The sequence below is a fragment of the Mycobacterium sp. ST-F2 genome, assembly GCF_001905655.1.
GTDB lineage: Bacteria > Actinomycetota > Actinomycetes > Mycobacteriales > Mycobacteriaceae > Mycobacterium.
The window spans coordinates 23,513-46,471 of record NZ_JMHT01000017.1 but is presented as its reverse complement, the minus strand read 5'-3'; the positions used below and the strand labels follow the sequence as shown (position 1 = coordinate 46,471).

Genomic DNA, 22,959 nt, shown 5'->3' with positions numbered 1-22,959 from the left:
ATCCGGAGAAAACGATTCTAGAAAGCCCGCCGCGTGCTCTCAGCCGGTCAGATCCTCGGGGCTGCCGCCCAGCTGGCGCAGCGCCTCCATGGCGTCGGGGTCGTCCAGCGTCTCCCGCCGGGGCTTGCCGATGGGGTTGGGCCGCTTGGCGTGCACCGCGTGGTCCCACGTGTCGTCCCACGTCTGGTCGGCCCTGACTTCGCGCTGCTCATGCTCGCGCATGGCCCGCGCCAGCGCGTCGTCGTCGGCGGCCTCGTCCTGCTCAGCGGCAACGGTGGGCAATACCCCGGCGGCCAGCTGCGCCGCCGCGAACGTGTCCTCATCGAACGCCTCGCACGGGCACTCGGCGTCGGCGCACTTGCCCAGGTTCTCGCCGTCGTCGGTGTTCCAGTGGAAGCCCTGCACGTGGCCGCAGGTGCACGGGTGGCTTGCGGACAGCACGATGTCGAACACCTTGGAGTCGATCTGCCGCTGGCGCTTGTGGTAGCTCGCCCAGGGGCTGCGTTTCGGCATCTGGCTAACTCTCATCGCGGGGGTACCGCCCGTTGTGGGCGCGCGGTTCAGCCTGGCGCTACACCGCCAGCAATCATGATGCCCCGTCAGCGGCTGGGATGGGTGGCGCCACGCCGCAGCTGCCCAGCGCGCTTAGCAGGCGGCGCTGCGCCTTTGCGCCCAGCGGGTCACCCGCGCACGCCCGCCGGTAGGCCGCGCCGAAGGCAGCCGATGCGGTGGCCGGGTCGAGCCCGGCCAGCTGGCGCCGCACCGCCTTGACGACACCGCGCAGGGAGAGGCCCAGGCCGGGCTGCGCCGCGATGGCGCGGTAGCTGTGGCCCGCCAGGTACAGCTGCAGCAGCTGGGCATCACGCTTCGCCCGCGCCGCGTCGTCGTAGAGCCTCGGCATAGGGCACCCTTTCCTGGTACACACCCCGGCGCGGCCAGGCGCCCGGTGTTCACTTTGGCGGTGAACGCCTACCCGCCGCGAGTGATGCCGTTGCGGGGACGATTCCCGCAGATCAGGGCCGATCTAGGCCCGCCAGCGCGACCCTGGCGCCGTGCCGCAGCGCCCATTCGTGCGTTCACTTTGCGCCGGGGGTAGAAAACCCGATCCGGGCAGATCGGGTGCTGGCGAGGCTGGGAACTTTGAACCCCCCTTACCCCTCTGGCGGCGCTGTGGTGGCGGCTCGGGCGGTCGCTGTGGTCAACGCTGCGGCTCGTTTGGGGGTGGGCTGGTGTGGTTGCTTGGGCTGTGCTGCGCGGCCCGGTGGGGCTCGGCGCGCTAGGGGCCATCGTCTGGTCACGCGCCAGGCTGGCCGCGCAGCACAGCTGTCCAAGGTGGGTGCGGTGCGGGCACATGGCGGTGTGCTCCCGCACCGCACCCGTTGCCGCCGCGCAACGACTGACGAGGAGGCGTGCGGCGGCAAGCTCTACCCCACGGCACCGCCCAGGATGGCGGGCTGCACCAGGGTGACGCCGTAGGCGTGGCGGGTGCGCAGGGCACGGCGGCGCACCAGGTCCAGCACCCGCTCGGGTGTGCAGCCCATGCGCTTGGCGCACTCGCCCACTTCGAGCCACTCGCCGCCGTCGTCCTCGTCCCACACGTTCACTGGCCCTGCTCAGCCAGCCACGCGCGGCCAGCAGCTAGCGCGGCCCGCTTGGTGGCGTACGTGTCGGGGCTGGTGGTGGTGCTGGCCCACGGTGCACGCCAGCACCACCGCCACTGCCCGCCGTCCTTCACGGCAGTCACGCCGTCGTCGGTGCCGGGCATTACGGCGTGAGGTCGATATCCGCGATGGCGCTGGGCCGCAGCACCCCGATGCCGAACCGGCCCTCACCACGGGCGATGAACTGGTTGGACTTGAACAGCTCGCCGCTGATGTCGAGCAGCACGTTGATCTGCTCCCGCACGTACAGCCGGATGGTGGACCAGTCGGCCAGCAGCGCGGTGCCCTGCGGCACGCTGGGGCTGATGACGCGCTGGATCTCAGGCCCGCCGAAGATGTTCGTGCTGGCCGACTCGCCGCTGCTGCCGTAGCCGCCGGGCACCAGCAGCCCACCGCTGGCACCCCACCGCGTGAGGTCGATGGTCTCCGCATCGGTCGGGTGCATCACGTAGGCCATGCTGATCATCTGCGCCCGGCGGGCGTTCTCCACCAGCTTGCCGCGCAACTCAGGCGACAGTTCCCGCTTGGGGTCCACCTGGTCTTCGAGCTTGCGCAGCTGCGCGCCTCGTGCTGCTGCGGTGGCTGCCGTCCGGTTGGTGGTGCGAGACCAGCGCGAGTGTGCGGCGATCTGTGCGCGGGCGCGCCGCTGTTCGGCGGGTAGCCCGGTCTTTGCCTCCAACGGGTCGCCTGGCGGCGTCATTTCTGGTGTGCCGGTTGACACTTGGCCCTCCTAGGGGTTGGCCAAAGACAAAGGGCCAGGCAGGTCTTCCTGCTGGCCCCGTGTCGTTGACGGCCCCTTGTGGGCTGGCGTTGCGCATGACGCGGTCTTGGCGGTTGGCGGTATGTAGTTGTGCTGGCAGGCACAGGCTAGTACACGGCGCTGGCGGTGCTGCGTGAGAAGCGTTGCGCCACAGGCGATGCCAAGCGCGCTGGGCGTGGTTTAGCTGCGGGTTTGCGCGCTGCACCCTGCTAGAACTGGCAGTGAGTACACCGCGTGTTGAGCGCCTACAGGTCGCCCAGGCCCAGGCTGCGGGCCTCCGCAGCCGCGCGCTCTGCAGCGGTGCTGCGGGTGTAGCGGTCGATCATGTCGCGCGTACTCCACCCCGCCACGGCCATCAGCCCGCCCTCGCTGCCACCGGCGGCCAGCCAGCGGCTGGCGGCGGTGTGGCGTAGTAGGTGAGGGTGGAAGCCCACCAGGCCCGCCTTGGCGGCGCGGTCGCGCAGCGCGGCGTGCAGCCCGTAGTAGCTGAACCCCTTCTGCCGCTCGCCCAGCCACAAGTCGGCGGTGTCGGCCCGCAGGTGGGTACGGCGCAGTCGCATGTAGCGGTCGATGGCGCGGGCAGTCTGTGCGCCGAAGGGCACCAGGCGGCCCTTGCCGCCTTTGCCGCGCACCACCATCGCCACCCCGCGCACCAAGTCGATGTCATCGAGGCGCAGCGCCACCACCTCACCGGCCCGCATGCCCGTCTCGACCATCAGCCGGACCAGCGCCTCGTCGCGCCGGTCGCGCAGCTCCTTACCCGCGCACGCCTTGAGGAGCGCGCGCACCTGCTCGTCGTCCAGGCTCTGCGTCACCTTGGTGTCAAGCTTCGGCGCCTTCAAGCCCAGCAGCGGGTCGGTGTCGATCTCGCCCTCCTCCTCAAGCCACGCGGAGAAGCGGCGCAGGGAGAGCTGGCGGGCGCGTGCCGTGGCCGGTTCAGCACCCTGCTCAAGCAGGTGCGCCACGAAGGCGCGCACCAGGGGCTTAGTCAGCTCGGCCACCTGGCCCTCGGCGGCGCACCAGGCGAGGAACTGGTTGACACCGGCCAGGTAGCTCTTGATGGTCTCGCGGCTCTTGCGGTCGCTGCGCAGCGCCAGCTCCCAGCTGGCCACCAGCGGCTGCAAGTCGAGTGGCGGTGCGGGAGTGCGCTTAGCGGCCATGGGGCACCGCCGGGCGGTTGTGGGCAGGTACGGGGCAGCTACTTGGCATGCCCAATACCTTAACTGGCAGCTGTGTGCTAAGCCGAGAACAGCACGTTTCCGCTGGTAAACACCGAAAACGGGCGTGTTGCCTAGTCCAGGTAGTCGCGCAGGACCTGCGAGCGCGACGGGTGGCGCAGCTTGCTCATGGTCTTGGACTCGATCTGGCGGATGCGCTCGCGGGTCACGCCGTAGACCTGGCCGATCTCGTCCAGCGTGCGCGGCTGGCCGTCGGTGAGGCCGAAGCGCAGCCGGACGACGCCGGCCTCGCGCTCGGACAGGGTCTCCAGCACCGACTGCAGCTGATCCTGCAGCAGCGTGAACGACACGGCGTCGACGGCCACCACGGCCTCGCTGTCCTCGATGAAGTCACCGAGCTGGCTGTCGCCCTCGTCGCCGATGGTCTGGTCCAGCGAGATGGGCTCACGCGCGTACTGCTGGATTTCCAGCACCTTCTCCGGCGTGATGTCCATTTCCTTGGCCAGCTCTTCGGGCGTGGGTTCGCGACCCAGGTCCTGCAGCAGCTCGCGCTGGATGCGGCCGAGCTTGTTGATGACCTCGACCATGTGCACCGGGATACGGATGGTGCGGGCCTGGTCGGCCATGGCGCGGGTGATGGCCTGACGGATCCACCAGGTGGCGTACGTCGAGAACTTGTAGCCCTTGGTGTAGTCGAACTTCTCGACCGCGCGGATCAGACCGAGGTTGCCCTCCTGGATGAGGTCCAGGAACGCCATGCCGCGGCCGGTATAGCGCTTGGCGAGCGACACCACCAGACGCAGGTTCGCCTCCAGCAGGTGGTTCTTGGCGCGGTCGCCGTCGCGGCAGATCCACTGCATGTCGCGACGCTGCGCGGCGGGCAGCTTCTCGCCCTTCTCCATCAGCTCCGACATCAGCTGGGTGGCGTACAGGCCGGCTTCGATGCGCTTGGCGAGCTCGACCTCCTCCTCGGCGTTGAGCAGCGCGACCTTGCCGATCTGCTTGAGGTACGCGCGGACGGAGTCGGCGGAGGCGGTGAGCTCTGCATCCTTACGGGCCTGCCGCAGCGCCTCGGATTCCTCTTCGTCCCAGACGAAGTCGCCGGATGCCTTGTCCTTCTCGGACGGCTCCGCGGCGTCGTCGGAGTCTTCGCCTTCGGCGGCCTTCGGAGCGGCCTTGGTGCCTTCGACATTGGCTTCGCCTTCGGCGTCGCCCTCTTCGGCCTCGTCGTCATCGTCGTCGTCATCGCTGACGTCGTCGTCGGCCTCGAGGTCGTCGTCGAGTTCCAGATCGGCGTCGTCGACGTCGATCTCGTCGGGTTCGACAGCGAGGTCGTCGACGTCGGTGACGTCTTCGGCGACGCCGCCGTCTTCGGGCTTGGTTGCGGGAGCCTTTGCCGCGCGCTTGGCGGGAGCCTTCGCGGCGGCCTTCTTCGCGGGCGCCTTGGCGGCGCGCTTGGCCGGCGCAGCCTTGGCGGCGGCCTTCTTGGCGGGGGCTTTGGTGGTGCGCTTCACCGGCTCGTCGGCTGTCTCGCTGGCTTTGGTCGCTACCACGGCCACCCTTTCGGTCATACGTACATCGGTGGCGTGGGCACGCGCCACCGAAAAGCGTCGGCTGTCGAATATTGGCGTCGATCTTCGATCGGATGTTTCACCGCTATCCGTTCAGGCGGCCGCCGTTGACCATTGTAACGACATAGTGCCCAGAAGCCGTATCAGCGGCAGGCTCGGAGCGTTCGCGGGCCGCTAATGGCGGTGCAGAGCGCCGTCCGCGGCCATCGCCGCGCCGACGATGCCGGCCGAGTTCTGCAGCGTCGCGGCCACCACGGGCGTGCGGTTCTTCAGCAGCGGCACCCACTTGTCGGCCTTCTTGCTGATGCCGCCGCCGACGATGAACAGGTCCGGCCAGATGGCGTTCTCGACGGCCACCAGCACCTTGGTGACCTCCTCGGTCCACCGCTCGTACGACCAGTCCTTGCGTTCCTTGACCGACGACGCCGCGCGGTGCTCGGCTTCCTTGCCGCCGACCTCGATGTGCCCGAATTCGGTGTTGGGCAACAGGACACCGTCGTAGATCACCGCCGAACCGATGCCGGTGCCGAACGTCAGCAACACGACCAGGCCGCTGACGTCGCGGCCCGCGCCGAACTTCTCCTCGGCCAGTCCGGCGGCATCCGCGTCGTTGAGCACCGTCACCTCCTGGCCGTCCAGCCGCGAGGCGAACATCTCCCGCACGTTGGTCCCGATCCAGCTGCTGTCGACGTTGGCTGCGGTGCGCACGATGCCCTCGGTCACCACACCCGGATAGGTCACGCCGAGCGGTCCCGTCCAGCCGAACTCGCGGACGACGGCGGCGACGGTTTCCGATACGGCCTCGGGGGTGGCCGGTTGCGGGGTGGGAAGCCGGAAGCGCTCACCGATCAGCTGGCCGGTGTCGAGGTCGACGATGCCGCCTTTGACGCCGCTGCCGCCGACGTCGATCCCCAGCGCTCGATGCTGTGAGCCGTCAGCGGCGGCGGTGGGCGTCTCGGTCATCTGCACTCCTTGAAGGGGGTGGGGAAGAGGGCGTGATCCACACCCTAACCGCGTGTGCTGCGATAGGTGTCATGACAGCACGCGAACCCGAAAGTGGCGCCGCACCTGCTGCGCTGCGAGCGCTTGCCGAGCAGCTGGCGACAGAGGCCGCCGGGTTCGTCCGTCGGCGGCGCGGCGAGGTTTTCGCCGGCGCTCAGCAGGGCGGCGCGGCAGTGCGCACCAAGAGCAGTCCCACCGATCCGGTGACCGTGGTGGACACCGAGACCGAGCGGTTGCTGCGGGAGAGGCTGGCGCAGCTGCGGCCTGATGACGCGATCCTGGGCGAGGAGGAGGGCGGCGCTACGCGGGCTCCCGCCGGCGTGCCGGTGTGGGTCCTCGACCCCATCGACGGCACGGTGAACTTCATGTACGGGCTGGGTGCCTACGCGGTGTCCGTCGGCGTCCAGGTCGACGGCGTGTCGGTGGCCGGCGCCGTGGCCAATGCCGCGACCGGCGAGGTGTACTCCGCCGCCCGCGGCGGCGGGGCCGTGGTGACCCGCGACGGCGTGGCGACCGCCTTGCGCTGCAACGTCATCGACGAACTCCCGATGGCGCTGGTGGCAACCGGGTTCGCCTACGCGAGGGAACGACGGCGCCGTCAGGCCGGTGCGGTGGCCGAGCTGCTGGCCGAGGTGCGTGACATCCGGCGGGTCGGGTCGTGCGCCCTGGATCTGTGCATGGTCGCCGCCGGGCAGCTCGACGCGTACTTCGAATCCGGTGTGCACGTGTGGGATTGGGCCGCCGCAGCCCTGATCGCGCAGGAGGCGGGCGCGCTGGTCCGGCTGCCCTCGGGTGACGCCGACGACCTCGTCATCGCCGCAGCGCCGGGCGTGTTCGCGGCGCTGACGGCGCAGTTGGAGCGGATCGGCTACCGGTAGCTAGCAGGTCCCGCTGTGGATCTTCGGCAGCAGCGACGTGTCGGCCGGTTGGGTCGCGTCCGGCTTCAGGCTGGCCAGCATGGCCTCGATGTCGTCGCTGTGGGCGAGCTCGTTGAACTCGGTGCCGATCGCCAGGTCGACGCTGTCGTCGGGCCGCTGGTCCTGGAACAGCTGGGTGCACGGTGCGACGAGCCACAGCGCGGCAGCAGCGGACTTGCCGGCCGGCCCGAACCGGATCTGGCCCTGGCACTCCATGCGGGTGCCGGCGTACACCGGGTCATTGCTGGCCGCCGGCTGGCCGAATCCGAGGTCGCGCAGCTCGCCGGCGACCTCGCTGGCCTGGCCGCCCTGGCCGCTGGCGTTGAGCACCTTGATCTTGGTGTCGGCGAGCTTGGCCGGCACCACGTTGACCATCGAGGACTGCGACACCTCCTCGCCGAGCTTCGGCTGATTCGGCTCGCTCGGTGCCGGCGGGGGATTGCAGGTGATCGCCTGGTGGATCTCGGCAGGTTGGTTGGCGACGACCAGCCAGGCGATCAGCGTCGCCACGGCCAGTACCGCGAACAGGACGGCGGCGGGCACGAAGTTGCGCCGCCGGAACGGCCGACCGTGCTTGTCGAAGGCCGTGCCCTCGGTGATTTGTGCGACCACACGTGCACTGTAGATGCCCCGCATCCTGCGCGATTACGAACCACCTCTGGCGTGTGTGATGCAAATCACATATAATCGGCGCGCTTTCTGGGCACGAATCATTTGGTAGAAGCGTTCGACGCTGGTACAAAGCTCTGCTGCAAGGTAACGGAGGGGATGACCATGGCTACCGATTACGACGCCCCGCGGCGTTCTGAGACTGACGAGGTTTCCGAGGACTCTCTGGAGGAGCTGAAAGCGCGGCGCAACGAAGCGCAGTCCGCCGTCGTCGACGTCGACGAGACCGATTCGGCCGAGAACTTCGAGTTGCCGGGCGCTGACCTGTCGGGCGAGGAACTCTCGGTCCGAGTGGTGCCCAAGCAGGCCGATGAGTTCACCTGCTCGAGCTGCTTCCTGGTGCAACACCGCAGTCGTCTCGCCAGCGAGAAGAACGGCGTGATGATCTGCACCGACTGCGCCGCCTAGGGATTCACACAGACGGCGAATGGCCGGTCCGCACTCGCAACCAGTTGCGTGCGTGGACCGGCCATTCGCCGTCTCGTGACCGCTAGGTGCCCTGCAGTGCCGCCAGGACGCGGTCGGGATGACGGGTGCTCACCAACCAGTACGGCGTCGGGTCATCGGGATCGTCGAGGACCACGAGAATCAGCGGCCCGACCCAGGCGCGGTGCACGACGTACGCCGCCGGGTCCAGCTGGCGGCCCAGTGCCGCCGACTTCGCCGAGCGCGGTACCTCGGCCGACCGGGAGATGACGCTCGTCGGGATGTGCGCGGGCCCGACCCACAGCTCGGTCTCGGCATGCGGCCCGGTTCCACTGCTCACCACGCGCAGCTCGATGCGCCCCATCCACACCAGCGTCGCCGCGGCGACGGGCAGCAGAACGGCGAACGGCGCCCACGTCGGTACCCCCGACACACCTTGCACCACTTCCAGCGCGATCAGGGCCGCCAGCCCGAAACCTGGTAACCACCACCACAAAGGCACCGTCAACCGCTCTCGGTAGCGCACGGTTTGGGTGACTGCTCGCGTGTCTGACACGCGGCCAAGGGTAGTCTGTGCGGTCGTGTCCACCACTCTGGCGGTAGTTCGGTTGGACCGGGATCTTCCGATGCCGGCCCGGGCTCACGACGGCGATGCCGGCGTCGATCTGTTCAGCACAATCGACTTCGAACTGGCCCCCGGCCAGCGCGAGTTGGTACCGACGGGAATCGCCGTCGCCATTCCGTACGGCATGGTCGGTCTGATCCACCCGCGCTCGGGATTGGCCATCCGCGTTGGCCTTTCGATCGTCAACGCACCCGGCACCGTCGACGCCGGCTACCGCGGCGAGATCAAGGTGGCGCTCATCAACCTCGACCCCAGCGAGCCCATCACCGTGCATCGCGGTGACCGGATCGCGCAGTTGCTGGTGCAGCGGGTCGAGCTGCCCGAGTTGGTCGAGGTCACGTCGTTCGACGAGGCCGGGCTGGCTGACACCTCACGTGGCGCGGGCGGCCACGGTTCCTCCGGCGGACATGCGAGTTTGTGATGGCATTCGAGTTCAACCCCGAAGAAGACGGCCCCTTCGACGTCGAGGACTTCGACGACCCGGCCGACGCTGAGGCGGCCCGCCTGGACCTGGGTGGGGTGCTCGTCCCGGTGCCCGACGGTTCGCAGCTCAACGTCGAGGTCAACGAGCAGGGCGTGCCGAACGCCGTCTGGATCATGACGCCCAACGGCCGGTTCTCCATCGCGGCCTACGCGGCGCCCAAGACCGGTGGCCTGTGGCGTGAGATCGCCGCCGAGCTGGCGGAGTCGCTGCGCAATGACAACGCGCAGGCGCGGATCGAAGACGGACCCTGGGGCCGCGAGGTCGTGGGCCTGCCGGTGCCGCAGCCCGGTCAGGGGCAGGTCGTGATGCGCTTCATCGGGGCCGACGGCTACCGGTGGATGATCCGCTGCGTCGTCGTCGGCACCGAGGACACCATCGACGCGATTGCGGACGAGGCCCGAACCTCGTTGGCGGACACCGTGGTTCGTCGCGGTGACACCCCGCTGCCGGTCCGCAGCCCGTTGCCGGTGCAGCTGTCCGAGCCGCTGCTGGAGCAGCTGCGCGCCGCGGCCGCCCAGATGGCGCAGCAGCAGATGGCGCAGGCGCAGCAGGCGCTCGAGCAGCTGCAGCAGCAGTTCGGGCAACAGCAGCCCGGCGTCGGCGGTGCCGACAATCAGCCAAGCGTCGAGCCCGACGCCCGCCGCAGCGAGCAGGGCTCGGCCATGCAGCAGCTGCGGACCCAGCAGATGGGCACCATCACAGGAGGCTGACGGCCTCCCGCAACGCGGCGACGCAGGCGTCGCCCAGCACTGTCGGCTGTTCGCCCATGGCATCGAGGGTGACGGTCCGCAGCGCAGCCCTGGGGGCTGCCACGGCCCATTCCGCGGCGACCGCGACGGGGTGCACGGCGTCGTCAACCGCCCCGGCGACACCCATCGGCACCTGCAGATCGGCGAGCTGTTCGCGCGTCGGCCCGCCATAACCCGCTGCTTCTTCCATGGCGTCCGGCAGGCCCGGCCACTGCGCCGTCCAGGATCGGGTCAGTTCGTCCGCGAGCCAGGCCGGGCTGCCGGCGCGCATGCCGGCGACGGCCGCGTCCAGCCCGATCTCGCGCAACTGCTGCGCGGAGTGGCGGGCGGCCTGTGCGGCCGGCGCGCCGTCGGATTCGCCGGTCCACGCCGGGAGGGCGGCCAGGACGGCAACGCACTGGTCGGGGTGCTTGAGCGCCCAGTTGGTCGCGACCGCCGCGCCCAGGGACACCCCACCGACCATGATCGGACCGTGCTGCGCGGCGGCGTCGAGTGCCTCGAGATAACCGCTGATCAGACTGCCTGGCAGAGGTCGTGGCGCGACCACGACGGCACCGGCTTCGAGCAGGGCGCCACCGAACGCCCGGCGGATGTAATCGTCGTCAGATCCCGTGCCGGGCAGGAGTACCGCGGTCATCCCTTGCAAGTTGGCCGTCATCCCTCGATGGTGCCCGGCGGCTGATTCGGAGCGCGCAAGGGGGTCCCGCCGGGTGGGCCGTCCAGTGAGCGGGATAACGAAGATATATCCCGCGCCGAAATGGCGAATCGGAACCAAGAGGTCTAGCGTGACGTTGGTTAGATAGCGGGTCCACGGTGGATTCGCAGCAAGTCTCAGGAGAGACCATGGCTACGGCGGAAGGCTATTTGCGCCGACTCACCCGGCGGCTTACCGAGGACCTCGAACAGAGCGATGTCCAGGAGCTGAACGACGAGGCCCTGAACACCGGCGCCATGCGAGCGGTGGACTGCACGCGCGGACAGGAAGTGACGATGGTCGGCACACTGCGGTGTGTCGAGACCAACGGCAAGGGCTGTTCGGGTGGCGTGCGAGCCGAGCTGTTCGATGGCACTGACACGGTCACGCTGGTCTGGTTGGGTCAGCGGCGCATCCCAGGCATCGAATCCGGGCGGACCCTGCGGGTGCACGGGCGGCTGGGCAACTTGGACAGCGGGGCCAAGGCGATCTACAACCCGCATTACGAGATTCAGAAGTGACTTTCCCCGACAAGGGGACCGCGGACAGCGAGCAGGCTGAAGCCGAGATCGAGGCCCAGCAAGACGACGCCGACGCCAAGCTGACGGCGCACGCGCTGCTGGAGCAGATGGGTGGCCTCAGCGGCCTGATCTACTCGTCGTTGCCGGTCCTCGTCTTCGTCCCGGTCTCCAGTTTGTTCGGGCTGACCGCCGCGATCTGTGCGGCGCTCGGTGTCGCCGGTCTGGTCCTGCTCTGGCGGTTGTTCCGGCGCGAATCGGTGCAGCCGGCGGTGTCCGGCTTCTTCGGGGTCGGGATCAGCGCGCTGATCGCCTGGATGGTCGGCGCCTCGAAAGGCTATTTCCTCCTTGGCATCTGGTCGTCGTTGATCTATGCCGGGGTGTTCGCCATCTCGATCCTGATCCGGCGCCCACTGGTCGGGTACGGCTGGAGCTGGGTCACCGGGCGCGACCGCACCTGGCGTGACGTCCGTCGCGCGGTGCTGGCGTTCGACATCGCCACCGGAGTGTGGGTCCTGGTGTTCGGAGCCCGGTTCGTGGTCCAGAACCACCTCTACGGGCAGGACCAGACAGGCCTGCTCGGCGTGGCCCGCATCGCCATGGGCTGGCCGCTCACCGCGGTCGCGGCCCTGGCGTCCTACCTGGCCATCCGGACGGCCCAGAAGGCCGTCCGGGATGCCGAACATCACCTCACCGAGGACTAGCTCGGATTCAGCACCTGGTTGCGCAGCTCCTGCTCGACCTCGGCGACCGCGACGAACAGCAGCTCGTCGCCGCCCTCGAGCGGCTCGTCGGACTCGGGCACGATCACGCGCGGGCCGCGCAGGATGGTCACCAGCGTGGCGTCGCGCGGCAGCTGCAGGCGCTTGACGGCCTTGCCGCCCCACGGCGTGTCGTCGGGCAGCGTGATCTCGACCAGGTTGGCCTGACCCTTGCGGAAGCTCATCAGGCGCACCAGGTCGCCCACCGAGACGGCTTCCTCGACCAGTGACGCCAGCATGCGCGGCGTGGACACCGCGACGTCGACGCCCCAGCTGTCGTCGAACAGCCACTCGTTGCGCGGGTCGTTGACCCGGGCCACCACGCGGGGGACCGCGAATTCGGTCTTGGCCAGCAGGCTGACGACGACGTTGGCCTTGTCGTCGCCGGTGGCGGCGATGACGACGTCGAACTCGTGCAGCTTGACCGACTCGAGCAGCGACAGCTCGCAGGCGTCACCCAGACGCCATTGCGCGGCCGGGACGGCGTCGACGTCGATGTGGTCCGGATTGCGCTCCAGCAGCGTCACCTCGTGGTGATCGACCAATTCGCGTGCGATGGATCGGCCGACGGCGCCGGCACCTGCGATTGCGACCTTCATGTGCGCTCCCTAGTGGCTTTCGACGTCGTCGCCGGGCGGCAGTGAGGCGATGGCGATGGCTTCGGCCACGCGACCGGACACGGCCGCCATGTACACCTGGTCGCCGGCCTGGATGACGGTCTTGGCGTCCGGCAGCACGCCGTTGCCGAACCGGATGAGGAACGCGACCCGGCCGCCCGTCGCACCTTCGAGTGCGGTGATGCGGTAGCCGACCCAGTCCTCGTGCAGCGCCAGCTCGGTGACGCCGACGTTGCCCGACGGATCGCGCCACTTGGTGGTCTCGGTCTCGCGCGTCAGCAGGTTCAGCAAGCGGTCGGTGGTCCACGGCACCGTCGCGATGGTGGGAATGCCCAGCCGCTCGTACACCGCGGCGCGCTTGGCGTCGTAGATACGTGCCACGACGCGCTGCACGCCGAAGGTCTCGCGCGCCACGCGCGCCGAGATGATGTTCGAGTTGTCACCGGAGGACACGGCGGCGAACGCGCCGGCTTCTTCGATTCCGGCCCGCTCCAGCACATCCCGGTCAAAACCCATGCCCAGCACGCGTTCTCCGGGAAATTCGGGCGACAGCCGGTGGAACGCCGTCCTGTCCCGGTCGATGACCGCGACCTCATGGCCGATGCGGGCCAATCCGTCTGCCAGCGATGCGCCAACTCGGCCGCAGCCCATCACGACTACTCGCACCAGCCGATCCTTTCTGGGCCTGGAACCGGCCCCGAAGCGAATTTCATGCCTCAGCTCAGTCCGAACGCTACAACCCGAGCCTCGGGGGCTTACCCTTGGCTCTCGTGTCCAAGCTTTCGACCGCGACGCGCCGGTTGGTCATCGGCCGACCCTTCCGTAGCGACAAGCTCGCCCACACGTTGCTGCCCAAACGTATCGCTCTTCCGGTGTTCGCGTCGGATGCGCTGTCCTCCGTGGCGTACGCGCCGGAGGAAATCTTCCTGGTGCTGTCGGTCGCCGGCTTGTCGGCCTATTCGATGGCGCCGTGGGTTGGGCTCGCTGTGGCCGCAGTCATGCTCATCGTGATCGCCAGTTACCGGCAGAACGTGCACGCCTATCCGTCCGGCGGCGGTGACTACGAGGTGGTCACGACCAACCTCGGGCACACGGCGGGGCTGACGGTGGCCAGCGCGCTATTGGTCGACTACGTGCTGACGGTCGCGGTGTCGACGGCGTCGGCGATGTCCAACATCGGCTCGGCCGTGCCGTTCATCGCCGAACACAAGGTGCTGCTGTCAGTGGTGGCCATCGTGGTGCTGGCGTCGCTGAACCTGCGCGGCATCCGCGAGTCGGGCACCGCGTTCGCGATCCCCACCTACGCCTTCATGATCGGCATGTACATCATGTTGGCCTGGGGGTTCATCCAGATCTTCGTGCTCGGCCACCCGCTGCGCGCCGAATCGGCCGGTTTCAGCATCAAGTCCGAGCACGGCGACGTGCTGGGCTTCGCCATGGTGTTCCTGGTGGCCCGCGCGTTCTCGTCGGGCTGCGCCGCCCTGACCGGTGTCGAAGCGATCAGCAACGGCGTCCCCGCCTTCCAGAAACCCAAGTCGCGCAACGCCGCAACCACGCTGCTGCTGCTCGGCGCCATCGCCGTGTCGTTGTTCATGGGCATCATCGTGCTGGCCGGGCAGATCGGCCTGAAGATGGCCGACAGCGTGGACCAGCTGGTGGGCGCGCCCGCCGACTATCACCAGAAGACGGTCGTCACCCAGCTCGCGGAGGCGGTGTTCCACGGCTTCCCGCTGGGGCTGTACCTGATCGCGGGCGTGACGGCGCTGATCCTGGTGCTGGCCGCCAACACGGCCTTCAACGGCTTCCCGGTGCTGGGTTCGATCCTGGCGCAGGACCGCTACCTGCCGCGGCAGCTGCACACCCGCGGTGACCGGCTGGCGTTCTCCAACGGCATCCTGTTCCTCGCGTTCGCCGCCATCGCCTTCGTGGTGGCGTTCAACGCCGAGGTCACCGCGCTGATCCAGCTGTACATCGTCGGCGTGTTCGTGTCGTTCACGCTCAGTCAGATCGGCATGGTGCGGCACTGGAATCGGTTGCTGCGCACCGAGACCGAGGGTTCGGAGCGGCGCCGCATGCAGCGCGCGCGGATCGTCAACACCATCGGGTTCATCTGCACGGGCGCCGTGCTGCTGGTGGTCATCGTGACGAAGTTCCTGGCCGGCGCCTGGATCGCGATCCTGGCGATGAGCCTGCTGTTCATCTTGATGAAGGCGATCCACAAGCACTACGACAGCGTCTCGCGGGAACTGCGGGAAGAGCCCGACCAGGACGTCGTGCTGCCCAGCCGCAATCACGCCGTGGTGCTGGTCTCCAACCTGCACCTGCCGACGCTGCGGGCGCTGGCCTATGCCAGGGCCACCCGCCCGGACGTGCTGGAGGCCATCACCGTCAGCGTCGACGACGCCGAGACACGCGAGCTGGTGCACAAGTGGGAAGACAGCGACGTGTCGGTCCCGCTGAAGGTCATCGCCTCGCCGTACCGCGAAATCACCAGGCCCATCCTCGATTACGTCAAGCGCATCACGGCCGAATCGAAGCGCACCGTCGTGACGGTGTTCATCCCGGAGTACGTGGTGGGCCACTGGTGGGAGCACATCCTGCACAACCAGAGCGCACTGCGACTCAAGGGCCGGCTGCTGTTCATCCCGAATGTGATGGTGACTTCCGTTCCGTGGCAGCTGACTTCGTCGGAGCGCGTGAAGGTGACCATGGCACCGGGTAGCGCGCCCGGCGACACCCGACGGGGCATCATCGAGTGACCCACTCATCTCCCGTCGCTTCGCTCGCCCCAGAGGTCACTCTGACGGTCGGCCCGCCGGCCAACGGGGGCAGCTGCGTGGCGCGCCACGAGGGCCGCGTGATCTTCGTTCGGCACGCGTTACCGGGCGAGGTGGTGCGGGCCGAGGTGACGTCCGAGCGTGGCTCCTACTGGCACGCCGACGCTGTCGAGGTGCTCGAGCCCTCTCCCGACCGGGTGGAGCCGTTGTGCTCCATCGCCGCGACGCAGGGATCCGGTTGTTGCGACCTGTCTTTCGTCGATCCGGCCGCGGCCCGGCGGCTCAAGGGCGAGGTCGTGGCGAACCAGCTGGCCCGGCTCGGCGGCCACGAGGCCGGTGATCTCGTCGCCGCCGAGGTCGGCACCGTCGGCGCGACGGGGTGGCGCACCCGCGTGCGGCTCGAGGTCGGCGCGGACGGCCGAGCCGGATTCCACCGGTATCACAGCGACGAACTGGTGACCGACCTGTCGTGCGCTCAGGTGCCGGCCGGGATGCTCGACGACCTGCCGCTGCAACCGCCCGGTGCGCATCTGCACGTCGTGCTCGACGACGCCGGGAACCGGCACGTCGTGCGGTCCGGTCCGCGCGGCGGGGGCAAGAAGAGCAAGTCCGGCATGACCGAAGTGGTCTCGGGCGAGTACGAAGCCGTGCAGCGCGTCGGCGATCGGGAATGGCGCGTTCCGGTGACGGCGTTCTGGCAGTCCCATCGCGACGCCGCCGGCACCTACAGCGCGCTGGTCGCCGAGTGGGCCGAGCTGTCCGCGGGGCAGACGGCGTGGGATTTATACGGTGGCGCAGGCGTTTTCGCGGCCGCGTTGGCCGGCTCGGTAGGGGAGTCCGGCAAGGTGCTGACGGTGGACACCTCCCGCGGATCGGCGCGCGCGGCCCGGGCGGCGCTCGGAGATCTCGGCTGCGTCGAGGTGCTGACGGATTCGGTGCGGCGGGCGCTCGGCACCCAGCGGGTCGCGGCCGACGTCGCCGTACTCGACCCGCCGCGCACCGGCGCCGGGCACGAGGTCATCGACCAGCTGGCCGCCGCCGGGGTGCCACGGGTGATCCACATCGGTTGTGAGGCAGCCTCTTTCGCCCGCGACATCGGCCTGTACCGCGGGCACGGATACGAGGTGGCGAACCTGCGCGTCTTCGATTCGTTCCCGCTGACGCACCACGTCGAGTGTGTGGCGCTGCTGACCCGGTAGCCCGGCCGGCGGGTGTCCCTCAGTCGGACTGCCGGCGCCACCGCTCGAGCAGCGCGGGGATTTCGGCGAGCAGGAACGCGTAGAAGTCCCGCATCTGGGTGAGTCGTTGCCGCGCCAGGCTGTCGGCGGGCGCGGCGGCGATACCCGTCTCGGCCGCCGCCTGCATCGCCGAGATCGTGACGTTCTGACCGGTGAACAGCACGGCCCAGGCATCGTCGCGCAGGCGGTAGTGATCGCGGCGGCTGCCGGGGACCGGCGCGCGCTCGGCCAGCCCCACCGACGTCAGCATCTTGAGTGCTCCCGAGATCGCCCCGGAACTGGCCTGAAGATGCTCGCCGAGTTCGGCCATGGTCATGGCAGAGCTTTCGGTGAAGAGCAACGTCGCCAGTACCCGCGCCGTCATCCGCTGCAGTCCGAGATCGGTCAGCACGAGGGCGAGCTGTTCGGCGACGTCCTGAAGATCGGTTCTTCTGGCCACGGGTTCCTCTCCACTGCAAAATATTTCAGTAATCTCTGAAACTTCAGTATAGAGTGACGACATGCATTGGGCGGGCATTCGGTTCGAGCGGGGGCGGGGCACCACATGGCGCAGACAAAAGCAGCGGAGGTCATTCGCGTCCGGGAGCTCACCTACACCTACCCGAAGGCCGCGGAACCCGCCGTGCGCGGCATGGACTTCAGCGTCGGCGAAGGGGAGATCTTCGGGTTTCTCGGTCCCAGCGGGGCCGGTAAATCCACGACTCAGAAGCTGCTGATCGGCCTCCTGCGTGGTCACGGCGGCGAGGCGACGGTCTGGGGCAGCGACCCACTGGATTGGGGCTCCGACTACTACGAGCGCATCGGGGTTTCGTTCGAGTTGCCGAACCACTACCAGAAGCTGACCGGGCTGGAGAACCTGCAGTTCTTTGCGTCGTTGTACGCCGGCTCGACTGCCGATCCCATGGAACTGCTCGACGCCGTCGGACTCGCCGACGATGCCGGAACCAGGGTCGGCCGCTACTCCAAGGGCATGCAGATGCGACTCACTTTCGCGCGGGCACTGGTCAACAACCCGGAGCTGTTGTTCCTCGACGAACCGACCTCGGGGCTCGATCCCGTCAACGCCCGGAAGGTGCGCGACATCGTCTTGGATCTGAAAGCGCAGGGCCGTACGGTGTTTCTCACCACCCACAACATGGCGACTGCCGACGAGCTGTGCGACCGGGTGGCGTTCGTGGTCGACGGGCGCATCGTCGCGATGGACACGCCCGCGGAGTTGAAGATCGCACGGAGCCGACGGTCGGTGCGCGTCGAGTTCCGTGGTGACGACGGACTGCTGGACTCCGCGGACTTCGGCCTGGACGGCCTCGCCGACGACCCGGATTTCCATTCGATCTTGCGGCACCGGAATGTCGAGACCATCCACAGCCGCGAGGCGAGCCTCGATGACGTCTTCGTCGAAGTCACCGGAAGGCGGTTGCTGTGAACCGATTTCGCAGCGCGGTGCGATTGGAGCTGTTGCTGCAGATCCGCCAGCGCTTCCTGTACGCCGCGGTGTTCTCCGGGCTGATCTGGCTGGCGGTGCTGTTGCCGATGCCCACGGGGTTACGTCCGGTCGCCGAGCCTTACGTGTTGTTGGGGGATACCTCGATCATCGGGTTCTTCTTCGTCGCCGGGACGGTTTTCTTCGAGAAGCAGGAACGCACCCTCGGGGCGGTGATCTCCACGCCGCTGCGCTTCCGCGAATACCTGTCGGCGAAACTCGCTGTCCTGCTGGCGGTGTCGCTGTTCGTGGCGATCACGGTGACGGTCGTCGTGCACGGGCCCGGCCGGCTGTCGGCGGCACTGCTGGTCGGCGTCGTGTTCGGCACGCTGCTCATGCTGCTCGTCGGGTTCACCACCTCGCTGCCGTTCGCCTCGGTCAGTGACTGGTTCCTCGCCGCGACCATCCCGCTCGCGGTGATGAATCTGCCGATCCTGCACTACTCCGGCCTCTGGCCGAACCCCGTGCTGTATCTGATCCCCACGCAAGGCCCACTGCTGCTGTTCGGGGTGGCCTTCGGACAGGCCGACCTGGCGCCCTGGCAGCTCGGCTACGCCGTCGCCTATCCGTTGCTCTGCATCGGTGCCCTGTTCTGGTCTGCGCGCGTGCTCTTCGACCGCTACGTCATCGCGAAATCCGGTGGGATGTGATGGCCCGCCACAACACCACGGTCCGGGCGCTGATCGCGTTCGGGCGTAACGACCTTCGCGGTACCTACCGAGATCCGCTGTTGGTCATGATCGTCGTCGCCCCGGTGATCTGGACCACCGGTGTCGCGGTGCTGACGCCACGGGTGACGGCAATGGTGGCCGGGCGCAACGGTTTCGACCTGGCCCCGTACTACCCGTTGATCCTCACCGCGTTCCTGCTGCTCACCAGCATCATCATCGCTGGCGCTCTGGCCGCCTTCCTGGTGCTCGATGAAGTGGATGCGGGCACCTTGACCGTGTTGCGGGTGACGCCGGTGCCGCTGTCGACGTTCTTCGGGTACCGCGCGGCGACCGTGATGGTGGTGACCACCGCCTATGTCGTGACGACGCTCTCACTGAGCGGCATCCTGGAGCCCGGCCTGCTTCCCGCGCTCATTCCGATCGGGCTGCTGTCCGGTATGTCGGCGGTGGTCACGTTGTTACTGATTCTGGCCATGGCCGGCAACAAGATTCAGGGGCTGGCCGCCGTGCGGGGTCTGGGCATGCTGATCGCGGGACTGCCCTGCCTGCCATGGTTCATCGATTCGAACTGGGGCCTGCTCTTCGGCGTGTTGCCACCGTTCTGGCCGGCCAAGGCATTCTGGGTGGCCAGCGCGCACGGCACCTGGTGGCCGTATGTCGTCGCCGGAGGCGCGTACAACGCTGCCATCGCCTGGCCACTGTTCCGCAGATTCCTGTCGCGGAACGCGAGTGACCGGTGAATTGCACGCGCCGTCGTGCGCCGTGACGCCCGACCGGTAAGTTTGCAGCCAGGTGTGCCGGGAAGCCTGGTCGGCGCCGTTCAACGCTGCCCAGGAGAGTCCCGATGAACAACCGCAACACGCGCAGACGCCTGCTGACTCGGGGTAGTTGGCCCGAAGCCCAGCGGTTCACCGAGATTCTCCGCAAGGAGACCGTCGGCGGCATCCTGCTGTTGCTGTCGGCCGGCGTCGCTCTCGTGTGGGCCAATTCGCCTGCCGCGCACAGTTATCACGCGCTGTCGGAGTTCGCGGTCGGCCCCGAGGCGTGGCATCTGCACCTCAGCCTCTCGGCCTGGGCGGCCGACGGGCTCCTGGCGATCTTCTTCTTCGTCGTCGGCGTCGAACTCAAACGCGAGTTCGTCGCCGGCGACCTGCGCGACCCGGCGCGTGCCGCGCTGCCCATCGCCGCCGCAGTCGGCGGCATGCTGGCGCCCGCCGCCATCTTCGTGGGCCTGAATCTGGGGCTGGGGCACCCGGAGAATCTGGACGGCTGGGCGGTGCCGATCGCGACGGACATCGCCTTCGCTCTCGCCGTCCTGGCAGTGATCTCCACGCACCTGCCCACCGCGCTGCGCACCTTCCTGCTGACGCTCGCGGTGGTCGACGACCTGCTGGCCATCATCGTCATCGCGTGTTTCTACACCGATCACCTCAATCCCACGGCACTCGCGCTGGCGGTGATTCCAGGAGGGCTGTTCGTCGCGGCCGTGCAGCGCGGGGTCCGGCACTGGTGGCTGCTGCTGCCGCTCGCGGCGGCGACCTGGGCCCTGGTGCACGCGAGCGGTATCCACGCCACGGTCGCCGGGGTGCTGCTCGGATTTGGGGTGCCGGTCCTGGGCAGGCACGCGTCGGCAGAGATGTTCGAGCACGCGCTGCGCCCGCTGTCGGCCGGGGTGGCCGTGCCGGTGTTCGCGTTCTTCGCCGCAGGGGTGAGTGTCGGCGGCTGGCCCGGCCTGGTCGACGCGATCACCCACCCGGTGACCGCCGGCGTCCTTCTAGGACTGGTGTTCGGCAAGGCCATCGGCGTGTTCAGCACCACATTCCTGCTGGCGCGATTCACCGGCGCCGAGCTCGACGAGGGACTGGGCTGGCTCGACGTCGCCGGGGTGGCGATGCTGGCCGGGATCGGCTTCACGGTGTCACTGCTGATCGGTGAGCTGGCGTTCGGTGCGGGCACGTCCGCCAGCGCTGATGCCAAGATCGGCGTGCTCGCCGGCTCGGTGATTGCGGGGATGCTGGCCGCGGTGGTGCTGCTGTCCCGCAACGCCGCGTACCGCCGCATCCACGAGCAGGAGACCGCCGACGACGACGGTGACGGTGTGCCGGACATCTATCAGCCTTGACCGGCTGTACCCGGTACTCGTGCGTAGACTGTCGGAATGCTTGAACAGGTCCGCGGCCCAGCTGATCTGGCGCACCTGTCGCAGCCTCAGCTGACCGAACTTGCCGCCGAGATCCGGGAATTCCTGGTGCACAAGGTGGCCGCCACCGGCGGGCATCTCGGCCCCAACCTGGGTGTCGTCGAGCTGACGCTGGCCCTGCACCGCGTGTTCGACTCGCCGCACGACCCGATCATCTTCGACACCGGTCACCAGGCGTACGTCCACAAGATGCTGACCGGCCGGTGCCCCGACTTCGAGACGCTGCGCATGAAGGGCGGCCTGTCCGGTTACCCCTGCCGCGCCGAGAGTGAACACGACTGGGTCGAGTCCAGCCACGCCAGCACCGCGCTGTCCTACGCCGATGGGCTCGCCAAGGCCTTCGAACTCTCCGGCTATCGCAACCGGCACGTCGTCGCCGTCGTCGGTGACGGCGCGCTCACCGGCGGCATGTGCTGGGAGGCGCTCAACAACATCGCCGCCGCCAACCGGCCGATCGTCATCGTCGTCAACGACAACGGCCGCAGCTACGCGCCGACCATCGGTGGTCTGGCCGACCACTTCGCGGCACTGCGGCTGCAGCCCGGCTACGAGAAGGCCCTCGAGCGCGGCAAGCACGCGCTGCGCGGCGTGCCGGTCGTCGGTGAGTTCTGTTACCAGTGCGTGCACAGCATCAAGGCCGGCATCAAGGATGCGCTGGCACCGCAGGCGCTGTTCACCGATCTGGGGCTCAAGTACGTCGGGCCCATCGACGGGCACGACGAGCACGCCGTCGAGGCGGCGCTGCGGCACGCCCGTGGTTTCAACGCGCCGGTGATCGTGCACGTCGTCACCCGCAAGGGCATGGGTTACTCGCACGCGGAGAACGACGAAGCCGAGCAGATGCACTCGACCGGCATCATCGACCCCCACACCGGGCGGTCCACCGCCGAGTCGGTGCTCGGCTGGACTTCGGTGTTCTCCGAGGAGCTGATCAAGCAGGCCACGAAGCGGCGCGACATCGTAGCGATCACAGCGGCCATGCCGGGGCCGACGGGCCTGTCGGCGTTCCGGCAGCGGTTCCCCGACCGGTTCTTCGATGTCGGTATCGCCGAGCAGCACGCGATGACGTCGGCCGCGGGTCTCGCCATGGGCGGGATGCACCCCGTCGTCGCCATCTACTCGACGTTCCTGAACCGGGCGTTCGACCAGATCATGATGGACGTGGCGCTGCACAAGCTGCCCGTCACCATGGTGCTCGACCGTGCTGGGGTCACCGGCAACGACGGCGCCAGCCACAACGGGGTGTGGGACATGTCGATGCTCGGTATCGTGCCCGGCATCCAGGTCGCCGCGCCGCGCGACGCCGCCCGGCTGCGTGAGGAACTCGCTGAGGCGCTTGCAGTTTCGGACGGGCCCACCGCAGTGCGGTTTCCGAAAGGTGCTGTCGGAGACGATATTCCGGCCGTGCGTCGCCAGCATGGCGTCGACATCCTGACCGAGCCGGCGGACGGCCTGTCCGACGACGTGCTGCTGGTCGCGGTCGGCGCGTTCGCACGGATGGCGCTGCTGGTCGCCGACCGGTTGCGCAAGCAGGGCATCGGCGTCACCGTCGTCGACCCCCGCTGGGTGCTGCCCGTTCCGACGGCCATCGCCGATCTGGCCCGCGCGCACAAACTCGTTGTCACGCTTGAGGACAACGGTGTTGCCGGCGGCATCGGCTCCGCGGTCTCGGCCTCGCTGCGTCGTGCCGAGATCGACGTGCCGTGCCGCGACGTCGGTGTGCCGCAGGAATTCCAGGAGCACGCAACCCGCAGCGAGGTTCTGATGTCGATCGGCCTGACCGATCAGGACATCGCCCGCCAGGTCACCGGCTGGGTCGCCGCCATCGGCAGCTCGGTCGAGATCTCCTCCCAGCAGTAGCCCAATTCCCGCGAGCGGCCGTGTTTGTACGGCCAATTGCGGTGTGTCGCGGGCATTTTGAGGCCGCTCGCGGGAGGTGAGCATGACGTTGTGCACCC

27 protein-coding genes are annotated in these 22,959 nt (G+C 68.5%); 13 read left to right on the top strand and 14 right to left on the bottom strand.

Features of this window, described 5'->3' with window-relative positions; all coding sequences use genetic code 11:
• Positions 1 to 39: 39 nt before the first annotated feature.
• The 8 genes from EB75_RS07780 to ppgK form a co-directional block, all read right to left on the bottom strand.
• Positions 40 to 513, bottom strand: a complete 474-nt coding sequence (locus EB75_RS07780) for a hypothetical protein (protein WP_073694856.1) — start codon at positions 511 to 513, stop codon at positions 40 to 42.
• A 73-nt stretch (positions 514 to 586) separates the two neighbouring features.
• Positions 587 to 901, bottom strand: a complete 315-nt coding sequence (locus EB75_RS07775; protein ID WP_073694855.1) for a hypothetical protein — start codon at positions 899 to 901, stop codon at positions 587 to 589.
• 523 nt (positions 902 to 1,424) lie between these two features.
• Positions 1,425 to 1,604 (bottom strand): hypothetical protein, encoded by a 180-nt coding sequence (locus EB75_RS28735; protein WP_084055141.1) that lies wholly within the window; start codon positions 1,602 to 1,604, stop codon positions 1,425 to 1,427.
• Positions 1,601 to 1,744, bottom strand: coding sequence for a hypothetical protein (locus tag EB75_RS29240; RefSeq protein ID WP_168176002.1), 144 nt, complete (start codon positions 1,742 to 1,744; stop codon positions 1,601 to 1,603). Before EB75_RS29240 ends, EB75_RS28735 begins: the two co-directional genes overlap by 4 nt.
• Before the next feature lie 20 nt (positions 1,745 to 1,764).
• Complete coding sequence (locus EB75_RS07770) at positions 1,765 to 2,382, bottom strand: phage major capsid family protein (RefSeq protein ID WP_142239481.1); 618 nt, start codon at positions 2,380 to 2,382, stop codon at positions 1,765 to 1,767.
• 284 nt (positions 2,383 to 2,666) lie between these two features.
• Positions 2,667 to 3,581 carry a tyrosine-type recombinase/integrase gene (locus tag EB75_RS07765; protein ID WP_073694853.1) on the bottom strand — a complete coding sequence of 305 codons (915 nt, stop codon included), beginning with the start codon at positions 3,579 to 3,581 and terminating at the stop codon, positions 2,667 to 2,669.
• 131 nt (positions 3,582 to 3,712) lie between these two features.
• On the bottom strand, positions 3,713 to 5,170 hold the full coding sequence (locus EB75_RS07760) for an RNA polymerase sigma factor (RefSeq protein ID WP_073694852.1): 1,458 nt from the start codon (positions 5,168 to 5,170) through the stop codon (positions 3,713 to 3,715).
• 174 nt (positions 5,171 to 5,344) lie between these two features.
• Positions 5,345 to 6,133 carry a polyphosphate--glucose phosphotransferase gene (gene ppgK / locus EB75_RS07755; RefSeq protein ID WP_073694937.1) on the bottom strand — a complete coding sequence of 263 codons (789 nt, stop codon included), beginning with the start codon at positions 6,131 to 6,133 and terminating at the stop codon, positions 5,345 to 5,347.
• Positions 6,134 to 6,204: 71 nt separating this feature from the next.
• Here ppgK and EB75_RS07750 point away from each other — a divergent pair, with 71 nt between their 5' ends.
• The gene (locus EB75_RS07750) at positions 6,205 to 7,050 is read left to right on the top strand and encodes an inositol monophosphatase family protein (protein WP_073694851.1); all 846 of its coding nucleotides are present in this window, start codon (positions 6,205 to 6,207) and stop codon (positions 7,048 to 7,050) included.
• Here the strand turns inward: EB75_RS07750 and cei are convergent, their stop codons facing one another.
• Entirely contained in the window at positions 7,051 to 7,701 is a 651-nt protein-coding gene (gene cei / locus EB75_RS07745) for an envelope integrity protein Cei (RefSeq protein ID WP_073694936.1), read from the bottom strand. It lies immediately after the preceding gene.
• A gap of 162 nt (positions 7,702 to 7,863) precedes the next feature.
• Between cei and EB75_RS07740 the strand changes: the two genes are divergently transcribed.
• Positions 7,864 to 8,166, top strand: coding sequence for a DUF4193 domain-containing protein (locus tag EB75_RS07740; RefSeq protein WP_029105318.1), 303 nt, complete (start codon positions 7,864 to 7,866; stop codon positions 8,164 to 8,166).
• Positions 8,167 to 8,248: 82 nt separating this feature from the next.
• Here EB75_RS07740 and EB75_RS07735 read toward each other — a convergent pair whose 3' ends face one another.
• Positions 8,249 to 8,740: a DUF3093 domain-containing protein gene (locus EB75_RS07735; protein WP_073694935.1), complete on the bottom strand. Its 492-nt coding sequence runs from the start codon at positions 8,738 to 8,740 to the stop codon at positions 8,249 to 8,251.
• Positions 8,741 to 8,765: 25 nt separating this feature from the next.
• Here EB75_RS07735 and dut point away from each other — a divergent pair, with 25 nt between their 5' ends.
• Positions 8,766 to 9,230 carry a dUTP diphosphatase gene (gene dut, locus EB75_RS07730; protein ID WP_073694850.1) on the top strand — a complete coding sequence of 155 codons (465 nt, stop codon included), beginning with the start codon at positions 8,766 to 8,768 and terminating at the stop codon, positions 9,228 to 9,230.
• Complete coding sequence (locus EB75_RS07725; protein ID WP_073694849.1) at positions 9,230 to 10,003, top strand: DUF3710 domain-containing protein; 774 nt, start codon at positions 9,230 to 9,232, stop codon at positions 10,001 to 10,003. Before dut ends, EB75_RS07725 begins: the two co-directional genes overlap by 1 nt.
• Here EB75_RS07725 and EB75_RS07720 read toward each other — a convergent pair.
• Positions 9,990 to 10,700, bottom strand: coding sequence for an alpha/beta fold hydrolase (locus tag EB75_RS07720; protein ID WP_073694848.1), 711 nt, complete (start codon positions 10,698 to 10,700; stop codon positions 9,990 to 9,992). The genes EB75_RS07725 and EB75_RS07720 overlap by 14 nt on opposite strands.
• A 185-nt stretch (positions 10,701 to 10,885) precedes the next feature.
• Between EB75_RS07720 and EB75_RS07715 the strand changes: the two genes are divergently transcribed.
• Together EB75_RS07715 and EB75_RS07710 are read left to right on the top strand one after the other, a co-directional pair.
• Positions 10,886 to 11,257, top strand: a complete 372-nt coding sequence (locus tag EB75_RS07715; RefSeq protein WP_020101829.1) for an OB-fold nucleic acid binding domain-containing protein — start codon at positions 10,886 to 10,888, stop codon at positions 11,255 to 11,257.
• Positions 11,258 to 11,364: 107 nt separating this feature from the next.
• Positions 11,365 to 11,958 (top strand): DUF3159 domain-containing protein, encoded by a 594-nt coding sequence (locus tag EB75_RS07710; RefSeq protein WP_083612080.1) that lies wholly within the window; start codon positions 11,365 to 11,367, stop codon positions 11,956 to 11,958.
• Here the strand turns inward: EB75_RS07710 and EB75_RS07705 are convergent.
• Together EB75_RS07705 and EB75_RS07700 are read right to left on the bottom strand one after the other, a co-directional pair.
• Complete coding sequence (locus EB75_RS07705) at positions 11,955 to 12,614, bottom strand: potassium channel family protein (RefSeq protein ID WP_043393866.1); 660 nt, start codon at positions 12,612 to 12,614, stop codon at positions 11,955 to 11,957. The genes EB75_RS07710 and EB75_RS07705 overlap by 4 nt on opposite strands.
• A gap of 9 nt (positions 12,615 to 12,623) precedes the next feature.
• Positions 12,624 to 13,298, bottom strand: coding sequence for a potassium channel family protein (locus EB75_RS07700; protein WP_073694847.1), 675 nt, complete (start codon positions 13,296 to 13,298; stop codon positions 12,624 to 12,626).
• Between the two features lie 104 nt (positions 13,299 to 13,402).
• Between EB75_RS07700 and EB75_RS07695 the strand changes: the two genes are divergently transcribed.
• Complete coding sequence (locus tag EB75_RS07695) at positions 13,403 to 15,391, top strand: APC family permease (RefSeq protein ID WP_073694933.1); 1,989 nt, start codon at positions 13,403 to 13,405, stop codon at positions 15,389 to 15,391.
• Positions 15,388 to 16,608, top strand: a complete 1,221-nt coding sequence (locus EB75_RS07690; protein ID WP_073694846.1) for a class I SAM-dependent RNA methyltransferase — start codon at positions 15,388 to 15,390, stop codon at positions 16,606 to 16,608. The genes EB75_RS07695 and EB75_RS07690 overlap by 4 nt, the downstream gene beginning before the upstream one ends.
• A 19-nt stretch (positions 16,609 to 16,627) precedes the next feature.
• Here EB75_RS07690 and EB75_RS07685 read toward each other — a convergent pair whose 3' ends face one another.
• Entirely contained in the window at positions 16,628 to 17,086 is a 459-nt protein-coding gene (locus tag EB75_RS07685) for a GbsR/MarR family transcriptional regulator (RefSeq protein WP_073694845.1), read from the bottom strand.
• Between the two features lie 105 nt (positions 17,087 to 17,191).
• Here EB75_RS07685 and EB75_RS07680 point away from each other — a divergent pair, with 105 nt between their 5' ends.
• The 5 genes from EB75_RS07680 to dxs all read left to right on the top strand — a co-directional run bounded on the left by EB75_RS07680 (position 17,192) and on the right by dxs (position 22,861).
• Positions 17,192 to 18,073, top strand: a complete 882-nt coding sequence (locus EB75_RS07680; RefSeq protein WP_073694844.1) for an ABC transporter ATP-binding protein — start codon at positions 17,192 to 17,194, stop codon at positions 18,071 to 18,073.
• The gene (locus tag EB75_RS07675; RefSeq protein ID WP_073694843.1) at positions 18,070 to 18,780 is read left to right on the top strand and encodes a fluoroquinolone export ABC transporter permease subunit; all 711 of its coding nucleotides are present in this window, start codon (positions 18,070 to 18,072) and stop codon (positions 18,778 to 18,780) included. The genes EB75_RS07680 and EB75_RS07675 overlap by 4 nt, the downstream gene beginning before the upstream one ends.
• Positions 18,780 to 19,541 carry an Rv2686c family ABC transporter permease subunit gene (locus EB75_RS07670; RefSeq protein WP_073694842.1) on the top strand — a complete coding sequence of 254 codons (762 nt, stop codon included), beginning with the start codon at positions 18,780 to 18,782 and terminating at the stop codon, positions 19,539 to 19,541. Before EB75_RS07675 ends, EB75_RS07670 begins: the two co-directional genes overlap by 1 nt.
• Before the next feature lie 104 nt (positions 19,542 to 19,645).
• A complete protein-coding gene (gene nhaA / locus EB75_RS07665) occupies positions 19,646 to 20,923 on the top strand; it encodes a Na+/H+ antiporter NhaA (RefSeq protein WP_073694841.1) in 1,278 nt (425 codons plus the stop codon).
• 36 nt (positions 20,924 to 20,959) lie between these two features.
• Positions 20,960 to 22,861, top strand: coding sequence for a 1-deoxy-D-xylulose-5-phosphate synthase (gene dxs, locus EB75_RS07660; protein WP_073694840.1), 1,902 nt, complete (start codon positions 20,960 to 20,962; stop codon positions 22,859 to 22,861).
• Positions 22,862 to 22,959 lie beyond the last annotated feature (98 nt).

Bases quoted from the DNA above. Each gene is read 5' to 3' on its own strand.
- EB75_RS07780 (WP_073694856.1), bottom strand. From the start codon at position 513: ATGCCGAAACGCAGCCCCTGGGCGAGCTACCACAAGCGCCAGCGGCAG.
- EB75_RS07775 (WP_073694855.1), bottom strand. From the start codon at position 901: ATGCCGAGGCTCTACGACGACGCGGCGCGGGCGAAGCGTGATGCCCAG.
- EB75_RS07765 (WP_073694853.1), bottom strand. From the start codon at position 3,581: ATGGCCGCTAAGCGCACTCCCGCACCGCCACTCGACTTGCAGCCGCTG.
- EB75_RS07760 (WP_073694852.1), bottom strand. From the start codon at position 5,170: ATGACCGAAAGGGTGGCCGTGGTAGCGACCAAAGCCAGCGAGACAGCC.
- ppgK (WP_073694937.1), bottom strand. From the start codon at position 6,133: ATGACCGAGACGCCCACCGCCGCCGCTGACGGCTCACAGCATCGAGCG.
- EB75_RS07750 (WP_073694851.1), top strand. From the start codon at position 6,205: ATGACAGCACGCGAACCCGAAAGTGGCGCCGCACCTGCTGCGCTGCGA.
- EB75_RS07740 (WP_029105318.1), top strand. From the start codon at position 7,864: ATGGCTACCGATTACGACGCCCCGCGGCGTTCTGAGACTGACGAGGTT.
- EB75_RS07725 (WP_073694849.1), top strand. From the start codon at position 9,230: ATGGCATTCGAGTTCAACCCCGAAGAAGACGGCCCCTTCGACGTCGAG.
- EB75_RS07720 (WP_073694848.1), bottom strand. From the start codon at position 10,700: ATGACGGCCAACTTGCAAGGGATGACCGCGGTACTCCTGCCCGGCACG.
- EB75_RS07715 (WP_020101829.1), top strand. From the start codon at position 10,886: ATGGCTACGGCGGAAGGCTATTTGCGCCGACTCACCCGGCGGCTTACC.
- EB75_RS07710 (WP_083612080.1), top strand. From the start codon at position 11,365: ATGGGTGGCCTCAGCGGCCTGATCTACTCGTCGTTGCCGGTCCTCGTC.
- EB75_RS07705 (WP_043393866.1), bottom strand. From the start codon at position 12,614: ATGAAGGTCGCAATCGCAGGTGCCGGCGCCGTCGGCCGATCCATCGCA.
- EB75_RS07680 (WP_073694844.1), top strand. From the start codon at position 17,192: ATGGCGCAGACAAAAGCAGCGGAGGTCATTCGCGTCCGGGAGCTCACC.
- EB75_RS07670 (WP_073694842.1), top strand. From the start codon at position 18,780: ATGGCCCGCCACAACACCACGGTCCGGGCGCTGATCGCGTTCGGGCGT.
- nhaA (WP_073694841.1), top strand. From the start codon at position 19,646: ATGAACAACCGCAACACGCGCAGACGCCTGCTGACTCGGGGTAGTTGG.
- dxs (WP_073694840.1), top strand. From the start codon at position 20,960: ATGCTTGAACAGGTCCGCGGCCCAGCTGATCTGGCGCACCTGTCGCAG.